19 protein-coding genes and 1 riboswitch are annotated in these 17,364 nt (G+C 70.4%); of the genes, 9 read left to right on the top strand and 10 right to left on the bottom strand.

Annotation, left to right across the window (positions count from 1 at the left end; genetic code table 11):
• Positions 1-40: 40 nt before the first annotated feature.
• A riboswitch (S-adenosyl-L-homocysteine riboswitch) is annotated at positions 41-134 on the bottom strand.
• Positions 135-194: 60 nt separating this feature from the next.
• The 6 genes from G9Q37_RS17850 to G9Q37_RS17825 all read left to right on the top strand — a co-directional run bounded on the left by G9Q37_RS17850 (position 195) and on the right by G9Q37_RS17825 (position 7,183).
• On the top strand, positions 195-1,796 hold the full coding sequence (locus G9Q37_RS17850) for a sigma 54-interacting transcriptional regulator (RefSeq protein WP_166229328.1): 1,602 nt from the start codon (positions 195-197) through the stop codon (positions 1,794-1,796).
• 194 nt (positions 1,797-1,990) lie between these two features.
• Positions 1,991-2,875, top strand: a complete 885-nt coding sequence (locus G9Q37_RS17845) for a sulfurtransferase (protein WP_166229326.1) — start codon at positions 1,991-1,993, stop codon at positions 2,873-2,875.
• A 60-nt stretch (positions 2,876-2,935) separates the two neighbouring features.
• The gene (locus G9Q37_RS17840; protein ID WP_166229324.1) at positions 2,936-3,493 is read left to right on the top strand and encodes an OsmC family protein; all 558 of its coding nucleotides are present in this window, start codon (positions 2,936-2,938) and stop codon (positions 3,491-3,493) included.
• A gap of 5 nt (positions 3,494-3,498) precedes the next feature.
• Positions 3,499-4,647 carry an acyl-CoA dehydrogenase family protein gene (locus G9Q37_RS17835; RefSeq protein ID WP_166229322.1) on the top strand — a complete coding sequence of 383 codons (1,149 nt, stop codon included), beginning with the start codon at positions 3,499-3,501 and terminating at the stop codon, positions 4,645-4,647.
• Positions 4,644-5,921 carry an FAD-dependent oxidoreductase gene (locus G9Q37_RS17830; RefSeq protein WP_166229320.1) on the top strand — a complete coding sequence of 426 codons (1,278 nt, stop codon included), beginning with the start codon at positions 4,644-4,646 and terminating at the stop codon, positions 5,919-5,921. Before G9Q37_RS17835 ends, G9Q37_RS17830 begins: the two co-directional genes overlap by 4 nt.
• 77 nt (positions 5,922-5,998) lie before the next feature.
• The gene (locus G9Q37_RS17825) at positions 5,999-7,183 is read left to right on the top strand and encodes a cation:proton antiporter (RefSeq protein ID WP_166229319.1); all 1,185 of its coding nucleotides are present in this window, start codon (positions 5,999-6,001) and stop codon (positions 7,181-7,183) included.
• Positions 7,184-7,204: 21 nt separating this feature from the next.
• Here G9Q37_RS17825 and G9Q37_RS17820 read toward each other — a convergent pair whose 3' ends face one another.
• A complete protein-coding gene (locus tag G9Q37_RS17820; RefSeq protein WP_166229317.1) occupies positions 7,205-8,260 on the bottom strand; it encodes an RNA methyltransferase in 1,056 nt (351 codons plus the stop codon).
• A 79-nt stretch (positions 8,261-8,339) separates the two neighbouring features.
• Between G9Q37_RS17820 and G9Q37_RS17815 the strand changes: the two genes are divergently transcribed.
• The 3 genes from G9Q37_RS17815 (at position 8,340) to G9Q37_RS21965 (ending at position 9,746) form a co-directional block, all read left to right on the top strand.
• Positions 8,340-9,209, top strand: a complete 870-nt coding sequence (locus G9Q37_RS17815; RefSeq protein WP_166229315.1) for a pirin family protein — start codon at positions 8,340-8,342, stop codon at positions 9,207-9,209.
• A gap of 59 nt (positions 9,210-9,268) precedes the next feature.
• Positions 9,269-9,484: an AbrB/MazE/SpoVT family DNA-binding domain-containing protein gene (locus G9Q37_RS17810; RefSeq protein WP_166229313.1), complete on the top strand. Its 216-nt coding sequence runs from the start codon at positions 9,269-9,271 to the stop codon at positions 9,482-9,484.
• Between the two features lie 133 nt (positions 9,485-9,617).
• Complete coding sequence (locus G9Q37_RS21965) at positions 9,618-9,746, top strand: PIN domain-containing protein (protein WP_277345023.1); 129 nt, start codon at positions 9,618-9,620, stop codon at positions 9,744-9,746.
• Positions 9,747-9,750: 4 nt separating this feature from the next.
• Here G9Q37_RS21965 and G9Q37_RS17800 read toward each other — a convergent pair whose 3' ends face one another.
• The 9 genes from G9Q37_RS17800 to G9Q37_RS17760 form a co-directional block, all read right to left on the bottom strand.
• Positions 9,751-9,990 carry a hypothetical protein gene (locus G9Q37_RS17800; protein WP_166229311.1) on the bottom strand — a complete coding sequence of 80 codons (240 nt, stop codon included), beginning with the start codon at positions 9,988-9,990 and terminating at the stop codon, positions 9,751-9,753.
• Between the two features lie 70 nt (positions 9,991-10,060).
• Positions 10,061-10,531: a nuclear transport factor 2 family protein gene (locus G9Q37_RS17795; RefSeq protein WP_166229309.1), complete on the bottom strand. Its 471-nt coding sequence runs from the start codon at positions 10,529-10,531 to the stop codon at positions 10,061-10,063.
• Positions 10,532-10,535: 4 nt separating this feature from the next.
• Positions 10,536-10,979: a cyanase gene (gene cynS / locus G9Q37_RS17790; RefSeq protein WP_166229307.1), complete on the bottom strand. Its 444-nt coding sequence runs from the start codon at positions 10,977-10,979 to the stop codon at positions 10,536-10,538.
• 35 nt (positions 10,980-11,014) lie between these two features.
• Positions 11,015-11,884: an ABC transporter ATP-binding protein gene (locus G9Q37_RS17785; RefSeq protein WP_166229305.1), complete on the bottom strand. Its 870-nt coding sequence runs from the start codon at positions 11,882-11,884 to the stop codon at positions 11,015-11,017.
• Positions 11,874-12,743: a nitrate ABC transporter permease gene (gene ntrB, locus G9Q37_RS17780; protein WP_166229303.1), complete on the bottom strand. Its 870-nt coding sequence runs from the start codon at positions 12,741-12,743 to the stop codon at positions 11,874-11,876. Before ntrB ends, G9Q37_RS17785 begins: the two co-directional genes overlap by 11 nt.
• 1 nt (position 12,744) lies before the next feature.
• Positions 12,745-14,154 (bottom strand): CmpA/NrtA family ABC transporter substrate-binding protein, encoded by a 1,410-nt coding sequence (locus tag G9Q37_RS17775; protein WP_166229301.1) that lies wholly within the window; start codon positions 14,152-14,154, stop codon positions 12,745-12,747.
• A gap of 133 nt (positions 14,155-14,287) precedes the next feature.
• A complete protein-coding gene (locus G9Q37_RS17770; protein WP_166229299.1) occupies positions 14,288-14,980 on the bottom strand; it encodes a response regulator in 693 nt (230 codons plus the stop codon).
• Positions 14,977-16,188 (bottom strand): PAS domain-containing sensor histidine kinase, encoded by a 1,212-nt coding sequence (locus G9Q37_RS17765; protein WP_166229297.1) that lies wholly within the window; start codon positions 16,186-16,188, stop codon positions 14,977-14,979. Before G9Q37_RS17765 ends, G9Q37_RS17770 begins: the two co-directional genes overlap by 4 nt.
• Positions 16,189-16,240: 52 nt before the next feature.
• A complete protein-coding gene (locus G9Q37_RS17760) occupies positions 16,241-17,191 on the bottom strand; it encodes a TerC family protein (RefSeq protein ID WP_166229296.1) in 951 nt (316 codons plus the stop codon).
• Between the last annotated feature and the right edge of the window lie 173 nt (positions 17,192-17,364).

The raw sequence follows: 17,364 nt of genomic DNA, 5'->3' as shown, positions 1-17,364 counted from the left end.
GGCGGACATGCGGCTCACCAGGGTTGTTTGCAAGAAACCGGTCTGGTGAGCGTCGTTGGGGCTGGTCATGCCCGCTCAAGCCTGACGCCCGATGCCCCGTGGCGGGGACGGGCGCTGCAACGCTCCTTGAGAACCCGCGATTTTAGCGGCTGGTTGTTGGCGGCTGGTGCGGGCCTTGCTACGCGGGAAGCACCATGCCCAGCCCCGCCGACCTGCCCGCCGACCGCCCCGACGCCGCCACCGACTGGCGCGGCCAGGAACTGCTGCTGATGCGCCAGGTGATGGCCCTGGTGGGCCGGAGCCTGGCGCCGGCCGATGTGTTCCACGAGATGCTGCACCTCATGAGCGAGCTGCTCGGGCTCAACCGCGGCCGCCTGGTGCTGGTCGACGACGACCTTGCGCCCGACGGCACGCGCCAGGCGGCGATCCGCCACGCCTACGGCCTCACCGCCGCCGAGCGTGCGCGCGGCCGCTACCGCTGGGGCGAGGGCGTGACCGGGCGCGTGCTTTCCAGCGGCCTGCCCGCCATCGTGCAGGACGTGGACGCCGAGCCGCTGTTCCTGTTCCGCAGCGTGCGGCGCGCGCAGCTGCCGCCCCAGACCGTGGCCTTCATCGCACTGCCCGTGGCGGTGCGCGGCGCCACCGTGGGCGTGCTGGCCTGCCACCGCATCCGCAGCCGCCAGCGCCACCTCAACGACGACCTTGCGCTGCTGCGCATCCTGGCCACGCTCGCGGGGCAGCTGCTCGAGCTCGAGCAACTCGTGGCCGAGCAGACGCGCCAGCTGCAGGCCCGCAACGCCGCGCTCGAGCGCGCGCTCGACAGCGCGGCCGCGCGCTACGGCCTCATCGGCCGCTCGCCGCCGCTGCTGCAGGCCCTGGCCGAGCTCGAACGCGTGTCGCAGTCGCAGGCCACGGTGCTGCTGCTGGGCGAATCGGGCTCGGGCAAGGAGCTGTTCGCGCGCGCGGTGCACCTGGCGAGCCCGCGGCGCGACCAGCCCTTCATCAAGGTCAACTGCGCGGCCATTCCCGAGTCGCTGTTCGAGTCGGAGCTGTTCGGCCACGAGCGCGGCGCCTTCACCGGCGCGGCCGGCGCGCGCGCGGGCTGGTTCGAGCAGGCCCACCAGGGCACGCTGTTCCTCGACGAGATCGGCGAGCTGCCGCTGGCGCTGCAGAGCAAGCTGCTGCGCACGCTGCAGGAAGGCACGCTGGTGCGACTGGGCGGCAGCCGCGAGGTGCGCGTGGACGTGCGCCTGGTGGCCGCCACGCACCGCGACCTCGCGCGCGACGTGCAGGCCGGCCGCTTCCGCCAGGACCTGTACTACCGGCTCAACGTGGTGCCGATCCGCCTGCCCAGCCTGCGCGAGCGGCGCGAAGACATCCGCGCCATCGCGCTGCACTTCGTGAGCCGCGCCAACCAGGCGCACCAGCGCAACGTGCACCTGGCGGCCGACGCGCTGGCCGCGCTCGAGGCCCACGACTGGCCGGGCAACATCCGCGAGCTGGGCAACCTGATCGAGCGCGTGGTGCTGCTGGCCGAAGACCCGCTGGTGGGCGCGGCCGCGCTGCGCCGCTTCATGCCCGAGCACGAGCGCGCGGCGGCGCGACCCGCGAGCGGCCCGCTGCCGGCCAGCGAAGCGCCGCTGGTGCGCGAGTACCAGAGCGCGCAGTCGCACAGCGTGCAGGCGCTGCGCGACGCGCTCGCGCGCCACCATGGCAACCAGACGCGCGCGGCGCAAAGCCTGGGCCTCACGCTGCGCCAGTTCAGCTACCGGCTGCGCAAGGCGCAGCTGCGCTGAGCGGCCCGGGCCGCCTCGCATTGTGTGAACACATTGTCGACACAGTGGCGTTGCACAGGCCCCGGCACGGAACGGCTACCTGTGCGCAAGCCGTTGATTTGAATCATCTTTTCGCTCATCGAGCGGCTTGGCACGGGCATTGCGCTGTGCAGGTCCGGACATCCCTTCCGGCCCTTCAACCTCGCGAGGTCTCCATGAGCATCGAAGCCACCCTGATCGCCCCCGAGCAACTGCAAACCCTGCAAGCCAGCGACCCCGTGGTCGTCATCGACACACGCGACCCCGAGGCCTACGCGGCCGGTCACATCCCCGGCGCGGTCAACCTGCGCGAGATCTTCACCTACCTCGCCACCTCCACGCCCGAGGGCCTGGAAGCGCTCAAGAGCAGCTTTGCCGCCGCGCTCGGCGCCGTGGGCCTGTCGGGCGCCGAGACCGCGGTGTTCTACGAGGACGCGATGAACAGCGGCTACGGCCAGTCGTGCCGCGGCTACTACCTGCTCACCTGGCTGGGCTACCCCAAGGTCAAGGTGCTCAACGGCGGCTTCAGCGCCTGGAAGGCCGCCGGCCTGCCGGTGAGCACCGAAGCCGCCACGCCGGTGCCCGCCACCTTCCCCACGCTCGCCACCACCGACGTGATGCTCACCCAGGCCGATGTGGAAAAGGCCCTGGGCACGGACGTGGTGCTGCTCGACGTGCGCGATGTGGACGAGTGGATCGGCGAAAGCTCCAGCCCCTACGGCCGCGACTTCGCGCCGCGCAAGGGCCGCCTGCCGGGCGCGAAATGGGTCGAGTGGTACCGCTTCATGAAGCCCTCGCCGCAGGGCCCGGTGTTCAAGACGCCCGACGAGGTCAAGGCCGAACTCGCCACCGTGGGCGTGGGCACCGACGACACCATCTACCTCTACTGCTTCAAGGGCGCGCGCGCGTCCAACACCTTCCTCGCGCTCAAGCAGGCCGGCTTCGCCGACGTGCGCATGTACTTCGGCTCGTGGAACGAGTGGTCGCGCGACCCCGCGCTGCCCATCGAAACCGGCCTGCCGATCAAGGCGGCCAAGCCCGCCCTGGCGCTGGCCGCCTGATCCCAGCGCTTCGCTCGCCGCCTGATCCCCCGTTTTTTTTTCAATCCCCACGGAGACACCATGTCCACCACCGCCACCGCCGAACCCACCACCGTCAAGGCCCACCTGCGTCCCATCGACGCCGCCGGCCTGGCGGCCTTCGCCGCCAAGGGCAAGGCCAACCCGGGCAGCCGCGGCACCAACAAGGTCCACACCGTCATGGAGGGCCAGTACCGCTCGCTCAGCTACGTGGGCAACCACGCGCCGGTGGTGGTGGACGAGCCGCTGCACCTGTTCGGCCAGGACACCGCACCCGCGCCGGGCGAGATCGTGCTGTCCGGCCTGGGCGGCTGCATCGCCGTGGGCGTGACCGCGGTCGCCACCTGGAAGGGCGTGAAGCTCAGCCGCCTCGAGGTCTTCCTCGAAGGCGACATCGGCAACCCCGCGGCCTGGGGCGCGGGCGGCGCGCTGGAGAAGCAGCCGCCCGAGATGGGCTTCCAGGCCATCCGCGTGAAGGTGCTGGTGGAAGGCGACGCGACGCGCGAAGAACTCGACGAAATCGTGCGCCACGCCAATTACTACTCGCCCGTGGCCAACACCATGCGCAACCCGATCCCGTTCGAGATCTCGATGGCCTGAACACCATGGACCTGGCCGACCTGCCCCGCGACCCGCTCGCGCCCCTCAGCCCCGACGCGGTGCTGGCCGCCGTGCGCGACGTCGCGCGCGGCCCGCTGGCCCGCGTGGTGGAGGCCATCGACCGCGAGGGCTACTACCCGCGCGCCGAACTGCAACAACTGGCCGCGCTCGGCGCCATGAGCGCGCACCTCGACGCGCCCGCGGGCCGCGGCGACTACCGGCTGGCCCTGCAGGCCATGGCCGAGGTCTCGCGCGTGTGCGGCGCCACCGGCTTCATGGTCTGGTGCCAGGCCGTGTGCGGCCTGTACCTGCAGGCCTCGGGCAACCCCGCGCTCACGGGCGAGGTGCTGATGGCGCTGGCGCGCGGCGACGCGCTCGGCGGCACGGCCATGTCCAACCCCATGAAGAGCTACGCGCAGATCGAGGGCCTGCTGCTCAAGGCCACGCCGGTCGAGGGCGGCTACCGCGTCAACGGCACCCTGCCCTGGGTCAGCAACCTGGGCCCGGGCCACGCCTGCGGCGCGCTCGCGGGCGTGGTCAACGAACAGGGCGAGGTGGTGCGCGAGGTGATGTTCCTGCTGCGCTGCGACGCCCCCGGCGTGGAGCTGCGCGACTGCCCGAGCTTCTCGGCCATGGAAGGCACGGGCACCTATGCACTGCGCGTGAAAGACCTGTTCATCGGCGCCGACGACACCATGGCCGATCCGGCCAGGCCCTTCATCGCGCGCATCCGCGGCGCCTTCGTGCTGCTCCAGTGCGGCATGGCCGTGGGCGTGACGCAGGGCGCGATCGACACCATGTGGGCGGTGGAAGACCAGCTCGGCCACGTGAACCAGTTTCTCGAAGACCGGCCGGCGGCGCTGCAGGCCGAGCTCGACGCGCTCACCGCGCGCGTGATGGCGCTGGCCGACACGCCCTTCGACCCCTCGGTGGACTTCTTCATCGACGTGCTCGACGCGCGCGCGCACGGCGCCGAGCTCGCGCTGCGCGCGGCGCAGTCGGCGCTGCTGCACCAGGGCGCGCGCGGCTACCTGCTGAGCAGCGAGGTGCAGCGCCGCGTGCGCGAGTCGCACTTCGTGGCCATCGTCACGCCCGCGATCAAGCACCTGCGCAAGGAGATCGCGCGCCTGAGCGCCGAGGCCATGCCCGCATGAACACGCCCGCCGCCCCCACCCTTGCCGTCACCACCACCGCGCAGGCCGTGCGCGCGCTCGGCCCCTACCGCCAGTACCTCTGCGAGGCCTGCGGCTACGTCTACGACGAGGCGCTGGGCGACGCCGACAGCGGCCTGGCGCCCGGCACGCGCTACGAGGACATCCCCGAGGACTGGGCCTGCCCGCTGTGCGGCGTGACCAAGGCGGACTTCCGGCTCTACGAAGCGCCCGCCATCGACGCATTGCGCGCGCGCGCCACGGCCAGCGCCACGCTGCCCGCCAGCGGCGGTGAAGCCGGCGTGGTGATCGTGGGTGCGGGCCGCGCGGGCTGGCAGACCGCCGAGGCGCTGCGCGCGCTGCACCCCACGTTGCCGATCACGCTCGTGAGCCAGTGCGCCGGCGACGTGTACGACAAGCCGCTGCTGTCGGTGGCCATCGCGCGCCGCCTCGACGACGGCGCGCTGGTGCGCGAGCGCGGCGCCGATGCCGCGGCCCGCCTGGGCCTGCGCCTGCTGCCGCACACGCAGGCGGTCCGCATCTGCACCGACACGCGCACCCTGCGCACCACGCGCGGCAACCTGCGCTACGACCACCTGGTGCTCGCGCACGGCGCGCAGGCGCGCGTGCCCGAGGGCCTGCCGCCCGAGCTGTGCTGGCGCGTGAACCACCTGGCCGCCTACCAGCGCCTGCGCCAGCGGCTCGGCGACGCCCCGCGCGAGGTGCTGATCGTGGGCGCGGGCCTGATCGGCAGCGAGCTCGCCAACGACCTGGCGATCGGCGGCCACCGCGTGACGCTGCTCGACGCCTGCGACCAGCCGCTGGCGCGCTGGCAGGCCCAGGGCGCGGGCACGCAGCTGCTGCAGGCCTGGCGCGACCTGAGCATCCGCTTCGTGGGCGGGGTGCAGGTGCAGTCGCTCGAACGGGTGGGCGGTCGGCTGCGCCTCGCCACCACCGATGGCCAGCGCTTCGCGGCCGACCAAGTGGTAGTGGCCGCGGGCCTGGAGACGCCCGGGCGGCTTGCGCGCAGCGCGGGCCTGGCCTGGGACAACGGCATCCGCGTGACGCCGCACAACCTGCGCACCAGCGCCGAGCGCATCCACGCGCTGGGCGACTGCATCGCCATCGACGGCCAACCCAGCCGCTACATCGAACCCATCGCGCGCCAGGCGCGCGCGATCGCGGCCGACATCTGTGGCGCCGCGCCCGCGCCCTACGTGCCGCGCGCGCCGGTGGTGCGCGTGAAGACGGGCTCGCTGCCGCTCACGCTGCACTAGGCGGCCCGCGCCCGGGGCCACCGTATGGGCGCGCGGGCGCTGGCACACTCGCGCGCTCCGCCCTCCACCGCGCGCGCATGAGCTCCTCCGAAATCTTCCTGGTCGCCCTGCTGATCGTGTTCAGCCTGCCCTACCTGGTCTGGCGGCTGGGCCGCACCGACCACGTCGCGCCGCTGGTGGTGGTGCAGATCCTCACCGGCATCGTGCTCGGGCCCGGCGTGCTCGGCGCGGCGTTTCCCGAGCTCCACCGCTTCGTCTTCAACGCGCCCGTGACCCAGGCGCTGTCGGGCGTGGCCCAGTGGGCGGTGATGCTGTTCGTGTGGATCGCGGGCATCGAGCTCGATCTGCGCCAGGCATGGGCGCACCGGCGCGAGAGCGGCATCACCGCGGGCCTGGCGATGGGTGTGCCGCTGCTGCTGGGCGCGGCCGCGGCCGTGGTGCTGCTGCTCACGCCGGGCTGGATTGGGCCGCGCGCCCTGCCCTGGCAGTTCCTGCTCGGCATCGGCATGGCCTGCGCGGTCACGGCCCTGCCCATCCTGATCCTGCTGATGGAGAAGCTGCAGATCCTGCGCGCGCCGCTGGGCCAGCGCATCCTGCGCTACGCCAGCCTGGACGACATCGTGATCTGGGCCGTGCTCGCCATCATCCTCACCGAATGGGCGCGCGTGGGTCGGCAGATCGGCTTCCTCGCGGTGTTCGGCCTGTGCACCCTGTTCATGCGCCGCCTCATGCGCGCGGTGCCGCCGGCCGACCGCTGGTACCTGGGCCTGATCTGGCTGGCCGCCTGCGGCCTGGCCGCGGACTGGGCCGGCCTGCACTACATGGTGGGCGCGTTCCTGGCCGGTGCGGTGATGGACGCCGAGTGGTTCGACCAGGCCCAGCTCGACCAGCTGCGCCACCACGTGCTGCTGGTGGTCATGCCGGTGTTCTTCCTGAGCACCGGCCTGCGCACCGAATGGCAGGCCGGCGGGCTCGCGGTGCTCGGTGCGGCCGCGCTGCTGCTCGCGGTGTCGGTGGGCGGCAAGCTGCTGGCCATGCGGCTGGCGGGCCGCTGGCTCGGCTGGCCGCGCGACGAGGCGCGCGTGATCGGCTGGCTGTTGCAGACCAAGGCGCTGATCATGATCATCTTCGCCAACGTGCTGCTCGACAAAGCCATCATCACCAGCGTGACCTTCACGGCGCTGCTGCTGATGGCGGTGGGCAGCACCATGCTCACGGTGCCCATGGTCACGCCCACGCTGGCGCGCTGGGCGCGGGGTTGAGGGCGGTCGGCCGCGCCGCGTTCAGGCCGGGCCGGCGCTGCCCACCGGGCGCCGGCGCAGCGCCACCACGCGCTCGCCGGTGTCGAGCGAGCGCGCGCGCAGCTGGCCGCAGCCGGCATCCACGTCCTGCCCCGCGGAATGGCGCAGCTTGGTGAGGATGCCGCGGCGGTGCAGGCGGCGCGCGATGTCGGCCGCCTTCTCCCACGCGGGACGCTGGAACGGCAGGCCGTCCACGGCGTTGTACGGGATCATGTTCAGCACGCCGTAGCGCCCGCCGAGCAGGCGCACGATGCCCTCGATCTCGTCGTCGCCGTCGTTGACGCCGTCGAGCAGGGTCCACTGGTATTGCACCGGGTAGCCGGTGGCGCGCGCGTAGGCGTCGGCGCGCTCCACGAGCTGCTCGGGCGACAGGCGCGGGGCGCGCGGCAGCAGCCGCTCGCGCAGATCGGCGCGGGTGGTGTGCAGCGAGAGCGCGAGCGCGGGCTTGACCACGCCGCGCGGCAGCGCGTCGAAGGCGCGCTCGTCGCCCACGGTGGAGAACACCAGGTTCTTGTGGCCGATGCCGCCGACGGTGCCCAGCAGCCCGATGGCCTCGAGCACCGCGTCGAGGTTGTGCGCGGGCTCGCCCATGCCCATGAACACCACCTTGTTCACCGGCCGGCCCGCACGCGCCAGCGCCACCTGGGCCACGATCTCGGCGCTGCCGAGCTGGCGGATCAGGCCGCCCGTGCCGGTCATGCAGAAGCCGCAGCCCACGGCGCAGCCGACCTGGGTCGACACGCAGAGCCCGCCGCGCGGCAGGCGCACGCTCTCCACGGTCTGGCCGTCGCGCAGCGCCACCAGCAGGCGCGCCGAGCCGTCTTCGCCCGGGTGCTCGGCCTGCAGCCGCGCCAGGCCCGCGAGTTCGTCGCGCAGCGCGGGCAGGGCCTCGAACAAGGCCTTGGGAAAGTGGTGCTCGGGTTTGCGGCGGCCGGCGTCGGCGGGCAGCGCGTGCAGCCAGTGGCGCAGCACGCGCTGCGCATGCAGCGGCCCGGCCCCGAGGGCCGTGAGGCGTTGGTGCAGCTCGCTCAGGTGCATGGGGCGGGGATTGTCGCCCAGCGGCGCAGGCCCGGGCCCCAGGCCCCACAATGGCCGCCCGAGACCCGAGGAGACCCCGATGCTGGAAATGGTGATCACCGCGCGCGCCGCCGACCTGGGCCACGGCCTGACCGTGCGGCGCGTGCTGCCCTACGCGAAGCGCCGCATGGTCGGTCCCTTCATCTTCTGGGACCACGCCGGGCCGGTCACGCTGTCGCGCGAGGCCATCGCGGGCGCCGACGTTCGGCCGCACCCGCACATCGGGCTGGCCACGGTGAGCTACCTGCTCAGCGGCTCGATGACGCACCGCGACAGCCTGGGCACGGTGCTGGACATCCGCCCCGGCGACGTGAACTGGATGACCGCGGGCCGCGGCATCAGCCACAGCGAACGCTTCACCCACCCCGACTCGTTCGAGGGCGGCGGGCTGGAGCTGATGCAGAGCTGGGTGGCGTTGCCCGCCGGGCACGAAGAGACCGCGCCTGCCTTCGCGCACACGCCCAAGGCCGAACTGCCCCAGTGGCGCGAGGACGGCGTGTGGCGGCGGCTGGTGGCGGGCGAGGCCTACGGCGCAAAGAGCCCCGTGGCCACGCTCTCGCCGCTGTTCCACGTGCACGCCGAGGCCGAGGCGGGCGCGCGCGTGCGCCTGCCGGGCGGCCATGCCGAGCAGGCGCTGTACGTGGCGCGCGGCGACGTCGAGCACGCGGGGCAGGCCTACCAGCCAGGCCAGTTGCTGGTGTTCGGGGCCGACACCGACGCCTTCGTGACCGCGCGCAGCGCGGCCACGCTCATGCTGTTCGGCGGCGAGCCGCTGGGCGAGCGGCACATCTGGTGGAACTTCGTGTCGTCGCGCAAGGAGCGCATCGAACAGGCCAAGGCCGACTGGGCGGCGGGGCGCATCGCGCTGCCGCCGGGGGACGATCAGGAGTGGATTCCGCTGCCGGGCTGACAGGGCATCACGAACCGGCCATTCTTACGAATCGTCGATCGATGCCAAAAGGGCCAGACATGAACGCGACCGCCACCCTGTCCAGCAAGTTCCAGATCTCCATCCCCAAAGCGGTTCGGGAAGCGCTGCGCTGGGAGGCGGGCCAGTCGTTCGTGTTCATCCCTAAAGACAAGGGCGTGCTGGTGATGCCGGTTCCCGCGCTCAACGAACTCGCCGGCCTGGCCAAGGGCGCGCGGAACAAGGAGGGCTACCGCGACCGCAAGGACCGCTACTGATGGCGGCCCGTCTGCGGGTGGTGGACACCTCCGCGTGGATCGAATGGCTCACCGGATCCGCCCTGGGACAGCAGCTTGGCAAGCAACTGCCGACCGCGGCCGATTGCATCGTGCCGACCAGCACCGGGAATACATGCTGGCCACAGCGGATGCCATCGTTTATGCGAGCGCCGTGCAACGCGGTGCCGAACTGCTCACCTGCGACGCCCACTTCGAAGGCCTGCCGCACGTGATCTGCTTCAACAAGGCCACGCGCCACTGAGCCCTCACGGCCACATCGGGTCGTCGGCGCATTTGCGCGCCACGCGCGCCGCGCCCCACACCACCTGCAACCGCCGGCTCTGGCGCGCCAGGCTTTCGGCGACCTTGTCGATCACGTAGCGCCGGCGCGCGGCTTCGCCGGGCACGTCGAACTCCCAGAGCTTGAGCGAACCGTCGGGCTGCTCTTCGACCAGGATGGCAAAGCGGCCGTAGGGATCGCGGTAGTTGAGGGTGCGGCAGTACATGGCGGGCAGGCTTCACGGGCGAGCCCGTGAGTCGCTCGCCGGCCGCTTCGGGTTCCCGCGCGCGGCGCGGCTACAGCCCGAGTTCGCTCAGCCCCGGGTGGTCCGCCGGCCGCGGGCCCAGCGGCCAGTGGAACAGGCGCTCGCTCGCATGGATCGGGCGGTCGTTTATGCTCGCGTGGCGCTGCGCCATGTAGCCCTGCTCGGTGAACTGCCAGTTCTCGTTGCCGTGCGAGCGGTACCACTGGCCCGAGTCGTCGTGCCATTCGTAGACGAAGCGCACCGCGATGCGCGCGCCATCGAAGGCCCAGAGCTCCTTGATGAGCCGGTACTCGAGCTCCCTGGCCCACTTGCGCGTGAGGAAGGCGTGCACCTCGTCGCGGCCGCGCGGGAACTCGGCGCGGTTGCGCCAGCGGGTGTCGGGCGTGTAGACCTTCACCACGCGGTCAGGGTCGCGCGTGTTCCACGCGTCCTCGGCCATGCGCACCTTGTCGGTGGCCGATTCGCGCGTGAACGGCGGCAGCGGCGGGCGCGGCTCCGTCATGGGCTCAGTACTGCTTGTACGGCAGGAACTTGCCCGACATCACGATGTTCACGCGGTCGCCGTTGGGGTCGGCCTGGCGCTTCATGTCCATCTTGAAGTCGATCGCGCTCATGATGCCGTCGCCGAACTCTTCGTGGATCAGTTCCTTGAAGGTGGTGCCGTAGACGCTCACGAGTTCGTAGAAGCGGTAGATCAGCGGGTCGGTGGGCACGCTGGTGGGCAGCGAGCCCTTGTAGGGCACGACCTGCAGCCATTTCTGCTCTTCGGCGCTGAGGCCGAAGATCTTGCCCAGCACCTTGGCCTGGGCGGGCGTGGCGGTCATCTGGCCCAGGCACAGGGCGGTGGTCCATTCCTTGGACTGGCCGACTTTCTTGGCCACGTCTTCCCACTTCAGCCCTTTGCTGACCTTGGTGGTGACGATCTTTTCGGTGACGGCGATGCGGCTCATGGTTTGCCTCTGGAAACGTTTTGGTGGGGGGGAAATCAGTGGGCTTTTGCCCGCGAAACGAGGAAATCGACGATGTGGTTGCGCAGCGGGTAGTAGCCGTCAAGGTGGTGCAGCTGGGTGCGGGTGCGGTCGCGCGGCAGCGGGTTCTCCACCACTTCGGCCAGACCGCCGGGCTTGTAGCGGCCGTCCACGTCGGCGCCGTTGCTCATGAGCAGGATGCGGTCGGCCAGCAGGATGGCCTCGTCCACGTCGTGCGTGATCATGAAAACGGTCTGCTGGGTCTGGCGCACGATGCCCATGAGCTCGTCCTGGATGGTGCCGCGCGTGAGCGCGTCCAGCGCGCCGAAGGGCTCGTCGAGCAGCAGCATCTTGGGCTGGATGGCGAAGGCGCGCGCGATGCCCACGCGCTGCTTCATGCCGCCCGAGAGCTGCGAGGGCTTCTTGTCGATGGCGTGTGCCAGGCCCACCATCGCCACGTACTTCTCCACCTGCGCGTCGAGCTCGGCGCGGCCCATGTCGGGCCAGCGCGAGCGCACCGCGAAGGCGATGTTCTGGCGCACCGTGAGCCAGGGCATGAGCGCATGGCCCTGGAACACCACGCCGCGCTCCAGGCTGGGGCCGGCGATCTCGCGGCCGTCCATGAAGGCGTGGCCCTGGCTCGCGGTGTCCAGGCCCGCCAGCACGTTGAGGATGGTGGTCTTGCCGCAGCCGCTGTGGCCGATGATGCAGACGAACTCGCCCTTCTGGATGCCGAAGTTCACGTCGGCGAACACGGGGCGGTCGGCCTGGTAGGCCTTGCCGAGGTTCTCCACCTGCAGGAAGGCGCGGGGGCTGGCACTCATGGGCGCATCTTTCGTTGCCGGCGCCGCGGACGCGGGGCCGAGTTGACGGGAATCACTCCACATAGGTCACCGCCTTCTGCAGCTGCGCGAACACCAGGTCGAGCAGCATGCCCACGACGCCGATCATCAGCACCGCGAAGATCACGTTGGTGAGCGAGAGGTTGTTCCACTCGTTCCACACGAAGTAGCCGATGCCGGTGCCGCCCACGAGCATCTCGGCGGCCACGATGACCAGCCAGGCGATGCCCATGCTGATGCGCATGCCGGTGAGGATGGTGGGCGCGGCCGCGGGCAGTATCACCAGGAAGGCCTTGCGCAGCGGGTTCACCTCGAGCGTGGCCGCCACGTTGAGCCAGTCGCGCTTGACCGAGGCCACGCCGAAGGCGGTGTTGATCAGCATCGGCCAGATCGAGCAGATGAAGATCACGAAGATGCCGCTCACGCTCGAGTCCTTGAGCGTGTAGAGCGCCAGCGGCATCCAGGCCAGCGGGCTGATGGGCTTCAAGACCTGCACGAAGGGGTTGAAGGCCTTCTGCATGAGCGGCGACATGCCGATCAGGAAGCCCAGCGGCAGCGCCACCAGCATCGCGAGCACGAAGCCCAGGCCCACGCGCGCCAGCGAGTGCGCGAGCTGGATGCCGATGCCCTTGTCGTTGGGGCCGTTGTCGTAGAACGGGTCCGACAGGTGGCCCCAGCTGGTGCGTGCGACCTCCAGCGGCGGCGGAAAGCCGCTGCCCTTGGCGGCGCCGCCCGTGGGGTCCTTGCCCATCATCTTGGCGTACTCGATCTCTTCGGCCGTGAGGTTGCCGGCCGCCGCGCCCGCGGCGCCGGTGGTGGTGGCGAGCTGCCAGGCGCCGATGAAGACCGCGAACAGCAGCAGCGAGACCAGCGCGGCGCGCAGGTTGAGGTGCATGCGCTTCATCTCAGGCCGCCTTGCGGATCGAGAAGCTGTTGAGGTACTCGGCGGGCCTGGCCGGGTCGAACACCTTGCCCATGATGGTGTGCTTCTCGTAGGCCGGGCCGGCCTTGAAGTCCTGGCCGAGTTCCTTCATGTGCTTGCGCGCGTCGGTGATGAGGAACACGCGCTCGGCGATCTGCTTGTAGTCGACCTCGCCTTTGATGTAGCCCCAGCGCTGCATCTGCGTGAGCATCCACACCGCCATGCTCTGCCAGGGCATGGGGTCGAAGTCGGCGCGCTCGGGCACGTTCTGGATCTTGCCCAGGCCGTCGGCGAAGCGGCCCGTGAGCACCTGCGTGAGCACGGCCTCGGGCTGGTTCAGGTACTGCGTGGGCGCGATCACCTTGGCGATGAGCTCGCGGTTCTTGGGCTGGCGCGCCATGGCCGCGGCGTTGAGCACCGCGCGGTACAGGGCCGCGAAGGTGTTGGGGTTCTGGCGGATGAACTCGGTGCTGGTGCCGAAGGCGCAGCAGGGGTGGCCGTTCCAGAGGTCTTTGGTGAGCACGTGGATGAAGCCCACCTCGTCGAACACCGCGCGCTGGTTGAAGGGATCGGGGCCGAGGAAGCCGTCGATGTTGCCCGCGCGCAGGTTGGCCACCATCTCGGCCGGCGGGATCACGCGCAGCTGCACGTCGGTGTCGGGGTTGAGGCCGTTCTCCGCGAGGTAGTAGCGCAACAGGAAGTTGTGCATCGAGTACTCGAAGGGGATGCCGAACTTGAAGCCCTTCCAGTTCTTCGGGTCGCGGTTGTCCTTGTGCTTGAGGCTGAGCGTGATGGCCTGGCCGTTGATGTTCTGCACCGTGGCCACGTTCATGGGCACGGCGTTGCTGCCCAGGCCCAGCGAGATGGCCAGGGGCATGGGCGACAGGAAGTGCGAGGCGTCGTACTCCTTGTTGATCATCTTGTCGCGCACCAGGGCCCAGCCCGCGGTCTTGGTGACCTCCACGTCCAGGCCCTGCTTGCTGTAGAAGCCCAGCGGGTGGGCCATGATCAGCGGCGTGGCGCAGGTGATGGGGATGAAGCCCACCTTGAGCTTGGTCTTCTCCAGCGCGCCCTTTTCCTGCGCCATGGCCTGCAGGCTGGCCACGGGCAGCACGCTGGCGATGGCGGCCATGGCGGTGCGCCGGCCCACGGCCTTGAGGAAGGCGCGGCGCACCGGCTCGTGCGGGAACAGCGACTTCACCAGCGTGGCCTCGACGAAGGCGTTGCTGTAGGCCTCGAATTCGCTGGTCTCGCTGCGTTCGCGCAGCGTGGCGGCGGCCTGCGCGGCCGCGGCCTCTTCGGCCTGGTGTTCGGCCACGCTGTGGTCGCGGCCACAGCTGCACTTGAGCATCAGCGGCTTGTCGGCGTTGTACGGGTCGAAGAATTCGGACATGGCGCACCTCATGGGTTGGAGATGCCACCGAATTGCAAGCCGCGGGCCAGTTGGTGGGCCGCCCGCGCGCGCGGCGGATTTTTGTGGGCCCGCGCCCGATGCCGTGTAGGGCCAGCCCTACAAACCGCGCGATTCAGGCGCCCGCACGGTGCCTTTCGGCGTACAGCGCGAGCTCGACGTCGTTCTTGGTGCCGGTCTTTTCGAGGATGCGCGCCCGGTAGGTGCTCACCGTGTTGGGGGCCAGGCCGAGCTGTGCACCAATTTCGCTCACGGTGAGCCCCTGCGTGAGCAGGCGGTAGACCTGGTGCTCGCGGTGCGACAGCGCCTCGGGCCCGACCTGCGCGTGCGCGCCGCCGACGGCCGCGGCCAGCGCCTCGGCCGTGGCGGGCGTGAGGTAGCGGCCGCCGCCCGCGCACTTGCGCACCGCAAGCAGCATGTCGTCGGGGTCGGCGCTCTTGTTGAGGTAACCGCAGGCGCCCAGGCGGATGCAGCGCACCGCGTACTGCTTCTCGGGGTAGGTGCTGAGCATGAGCACGGGCAGGCGCGGGTGCTCCTTGCGCAGGCGCTGCAGCACGTCGAGGCCGTCGCTGCCGGGCATGGCCACGTCGAGCAGCACCAGGTCGATGCCCTCGGGCCCGCCGAGCGCGCGCACCTGGGCCAGCACCTCGTCGCCGCTCTGCGCCTCGGCCACCACGGTCACGTCGGGCGCTTCGGCCAGGATCTGCTTGAGGCCTTCGCGCACGATGCGGTGGTCGTCGCCGATCAGCACGCGGATGGTGTCGGCCAGCAGATCGAAGCGGCTGGCCTCGCTGAATTCGCTGTTCATGCGGTCTGGTCGGGTTTGAGCGCCATGGTGAGCGCCATGTGCGTGCCCTGGCCCGGTTGGCTCTGGATGTGGATGTCGCCCCCGAAGTGCCGCGCGCGTTCGCGCATGCCCATCACACCGTAGGCATCCGCGGCCTCGAAGGCCTGGGGGGGCGCGCCGATGCCATCGTCGCGCACCGACAGTTGCAGCTGCCCGTCGCGGTGACGGATGCGCACCGCCACCCGACGGGCCCGCGCGTGGCGGCCGACGTTGGAGAGCATCTCCTGGAAGATGCGGAACACCGCCATGGCCTGCGGCTCGGCAGGCTCGGGCGCGTCGTCCACGTCCAGGTGCCAGTCGAGCGCCAGTTCGGCGCTGGCCACGAACTCCTGCGCCTGCCATTCGAGCGCGGCCCACAGGCCCTGGTGGTCGAGGATGCTGGGGCGCAGGTCGGTGATGATGCGGCCCACGTTGTCGACCGCGTTCTCGATCAGCCGGCTCATGTTCTGGCACTTGCAGCGCATGCGCGCGCGCATGTCCTCGGCCTCGGGCGCGCTGCGCCGGCCCTGCTCGGACAGGCGCTTGTCCATCCAGTTCACGTCCATCTTGAGCGCCACCAGCAGGCTGCCCAGCTCGTCGTGCACCTCGCGCGCGATGCGGGTGCGCTCTTCTTCGCGCACGGCTTCGGTGCGCGCCGCGAGTTCGCGCAGCTGGTGCAGCGCGGTCTCCAAGGCGTGGGTGCGCTCGCGCACACGCAGCTCGAGCTGGTCCTTGGCCGCCTGCAGCGCGTCGGCCGCGCGGCGGCGCTCGGTGATGTCGATGAAGGTCACCACCGCACCGCGCACCGCGCCGCCGTCGACGATGGGATGGCTGCTGTACTCGACCGGAAAGGCGCTGCCGTCGCGGCGCCAGAACACCTCGGTGTCGATGCGGCAGGGCTCGCCGCCGCGAAAGGCGTTGAAGATGGGGCAGTCTTCCACCGGGTAGGCCGCGCCGTCGGCGTGCGAATGGTGGGTGAGCTCGTGCATGTTGCAGCCCAGCAGCTCTTCGGGCCGGTAGCCGATCATGCGCGCGCCCGCGTGGTTGATGAACACGCACAGGCCGTCGAGGTCGACGCCGAACACGCCCTCGCCCGTGCTCGCGAGCAGCAGGCCCAGCGGGTCGCGCCAGGCCGCGGTGGACGGGGCCACCGCGCTGCTCACCAGGCTGGGGATCTCGAGTGCGCTCATGGCACAGGCATTAGCAACGCCTGTGCCATGTTGGTGCGCGCCGCGGCAGCGCTCAGGTGTTCGGCGCGGTCTTGGCGCTCCAGACCATGGTGATGGCCAGGATGCCCACCACCACGCCCAGCGACACCGCCACCGGGATCTTGAAGATGTCGATCAGCATCATCTTGGTGCCGATGAACACCAGGATCACCGCCAGGCCGTAGTTGAGCAGGTGGAACTTGCTGGCCACGGCCTGCAGCAGGAAGAACATGGCGCGCAGACCCAGGATGGCGAACACGTTGCTCGTGAGCACGATGAACGGATCGCGCGTGATGGCGAAGATGGCGGGGATGGAGTCGACCGCGAAGATCACGTCGGTCACGCCCACCAGGGCCACCACCATCAGCAGCGGCGTGGCGATGCGCTTGCCGTTCTCCACGGTGAAGAATTTTTCGCCGTCGAAGTTCTGGCTCACCGGCATGAGGCGGCGCAGCAGCTTGAGCGCGGGGTTCTCGTCGAGGCTGGGCTCCTTGCCCGCGGCCCACCACATCTTGATGCCCGTGAGCACAAGGAAGGCGCCGAACACGTAGAGGATCCAGTGGAACTGCGCCAGCAGCCAGCCGCCGATGAGGATCATCACCGTGCGCAGCACGATGGCGCCCAGGATGCCGATCATGAGCACCCGCTTCTGGAATGCCGGCGGCACCGCGAAGTAGGTGAAGATCATCAGGAAGACGAAGATGTTGTCGACCGCCAGGCTCTTCTCGATCAGGTAGCCCGTGAGGAACTCGAGCGACTTCTCGTTGGCCACGGCGGTGGAGCCCGTGGTGTCCTTGACGGCCCACCAGAGCAGGCCGTTGAACACGAAGCTCAGCGCGATCCAGATCAGCGACCAGTTGAGCGCTTCCTTCACGCCCACCTCGTGGGCGCCCTGCTTCTTGAGCAGCACGAAGTCGACGAACAGCGCGGCCAGGACGAACGCGACAAAAACCACCCACAACCACAGCGGGGCAATGCTTTCCATGAAAGACCTCAGTTTTGGTGTTGACGAACACCCCAAGGTCTTGCCACCACCACCCGCTGGGTGGCTGGACGTTCCCGGCGGCCTTTGAAAACCGCGAATTGACGAGAACGCCGCACTGCCGAGGCCTCGCTGTGCGCGGGGTGGCAGGCCGACTACTCCCCTTGAAGGGAAGC

The sequence above is a fragment of the Hydrogenophaga crocea genome, assembly GCF_011388215.1.
Classification (GTDB): domain Bacteria; phylum Pseudomonadota; class Gammaproteobacteria; order Burkholderiales; family Burkholderiaceae_C; genus Hydrogenophaga; species Hydrogenophaga crocea.
The sequence above is the reverse complement of the archived record's forward strand: the minus strand, read 5'-3'. Positions and strand labels throughout refer to the sequence as shown.

Coding starts and splice junctions, on each gene's coding strand:
- G9Q37_RS17850 (WP_166229328.1), top strand. CDS start 195: ATGCCCAGCCCCGCCGACCTGCCCGCCGACCGCCCCGACGCCGCCACC.
- G9Q37_RS17845 (WP_166229326.1), top strand. CDS start 1,991: ATGAGCATCGAAGCCACCCTGATCGCCCCCGAGCAACTGCAAACCCTG.
- G9Q37_RS17840 (WP_166229324.1), top strand. CDS start 2,936: ATGTCCACCACCGCCACCGCCGAACCCACCACCGTCAAGGCCCACCTG.
- G9Q37_RS17835 (WP_166229322.1), top strand. CDS start 3,499: ATGGACCTGGCCGACCTGCCCCGCGACCCGCTCGCGCCCCTCAGCCCC.
- G9Q37_RS17830 (WP_166229320.1), top strand. CDS start 4,644: ATGAACACGCCCGCCGCCCCCACCCTTGCCGTCACCACCACCGCGCAG.
- G9Q37_RS17825 (WP_166229319.1), top strand. CDS start 5,999: ATGAGCTCCTCCGAAATCTTCCTGGTCGCCCTGCTGATCGTGTTCAGC.
- G9Q37_RS17820 (WP_166229317.1), bottom strand. CDS start 8,260: ATGCACCTGAGCGAGCTGCACCAACGCCTCACGGCCCTCGGGGCCGGG.
- G9Q37_RS17815 (WP_166229315.1), top strand. CDS start 8,340: ATGCTGGAAATGGTGATCACCGCGCGCGCCGCCGACCTGGGCCACGGC.
- G9Q37_RS17810 (WP_166229313.1), top strand. CDS start 9,269: ATGAACGCGACCGCCACCCTGTCCAGCAAGTTCCAGATCTCCATCCCC.
- G9Q37_RS21965 (WP_277345023.1), top strand. CDS start 9,618: ATGCTGGCCACAGCGGATGCCATCGTTTATGCGAGCGCCGTGCAACGC.
- G9Q37_RS17800 (WP_166229311.1), bottom strand. CDS start 9,990: ATGTACTGCCGCACCCTCAACTACCGCGATCCCTACGGCCGCTTTGCC.
- G9Q37_RS17795 (WP_166229309.1), bottom strand. CDS start 10,531: ATGACGGAGCCGCGCCCGCCGCTGCCGCCGTTCACGCGCGAATCGGCC.
- cynS (WP_166229307.1), bottom strand. CDS start 10,979: ATGAGCCGCATCGCCGTCACCGAAAAGATCGTCACCACCAAGGTCAGC.
- G9Q37_RS17785 (WP_166229305.1), bottom strand. CDS start 11,884: ATGTGGAGTGATTCCCGTCAACTCGGCCCCGCGTCCGCGGCGCCGGCA.
- ntrB (WP_166229303.1), bottom strand. CDS start 12,743: ATGAAGCGCATGCACCTCAACCTGCGCGCCGCGCTGGTCTCGCTGCTG.
- G9Q37_RS17775 (WP_166229301.1), bottom strand. CDS start 14,154: ATGTCCGAATTCTTCGACCCGTACAACGCCGACAAGCCGCTGATGCTC.
- G9Q37_RS17770 (WP_166229299.1), bottom strand. CDS start 14,980: ATGAACAGCGAATTCAGCGAGGCCAGCCGCTTCGATCTGCTGGCCGAC.
- G9Q37_RS17765 (WP_166229297.1), bottom strand. CDS start 16,188: ATGAGCGCACTCGAGATCCCCAGCCTGGTGAGCAGCGCGGTGGCCCCG.
- G9Q37_RS17760 (WP_166229296.1), bottom strand. CDS start 17,191: ATGGAAAGCATTGCCCCGCTGTGGTTGTGGGTGGTTTTTGTCGCGTTC.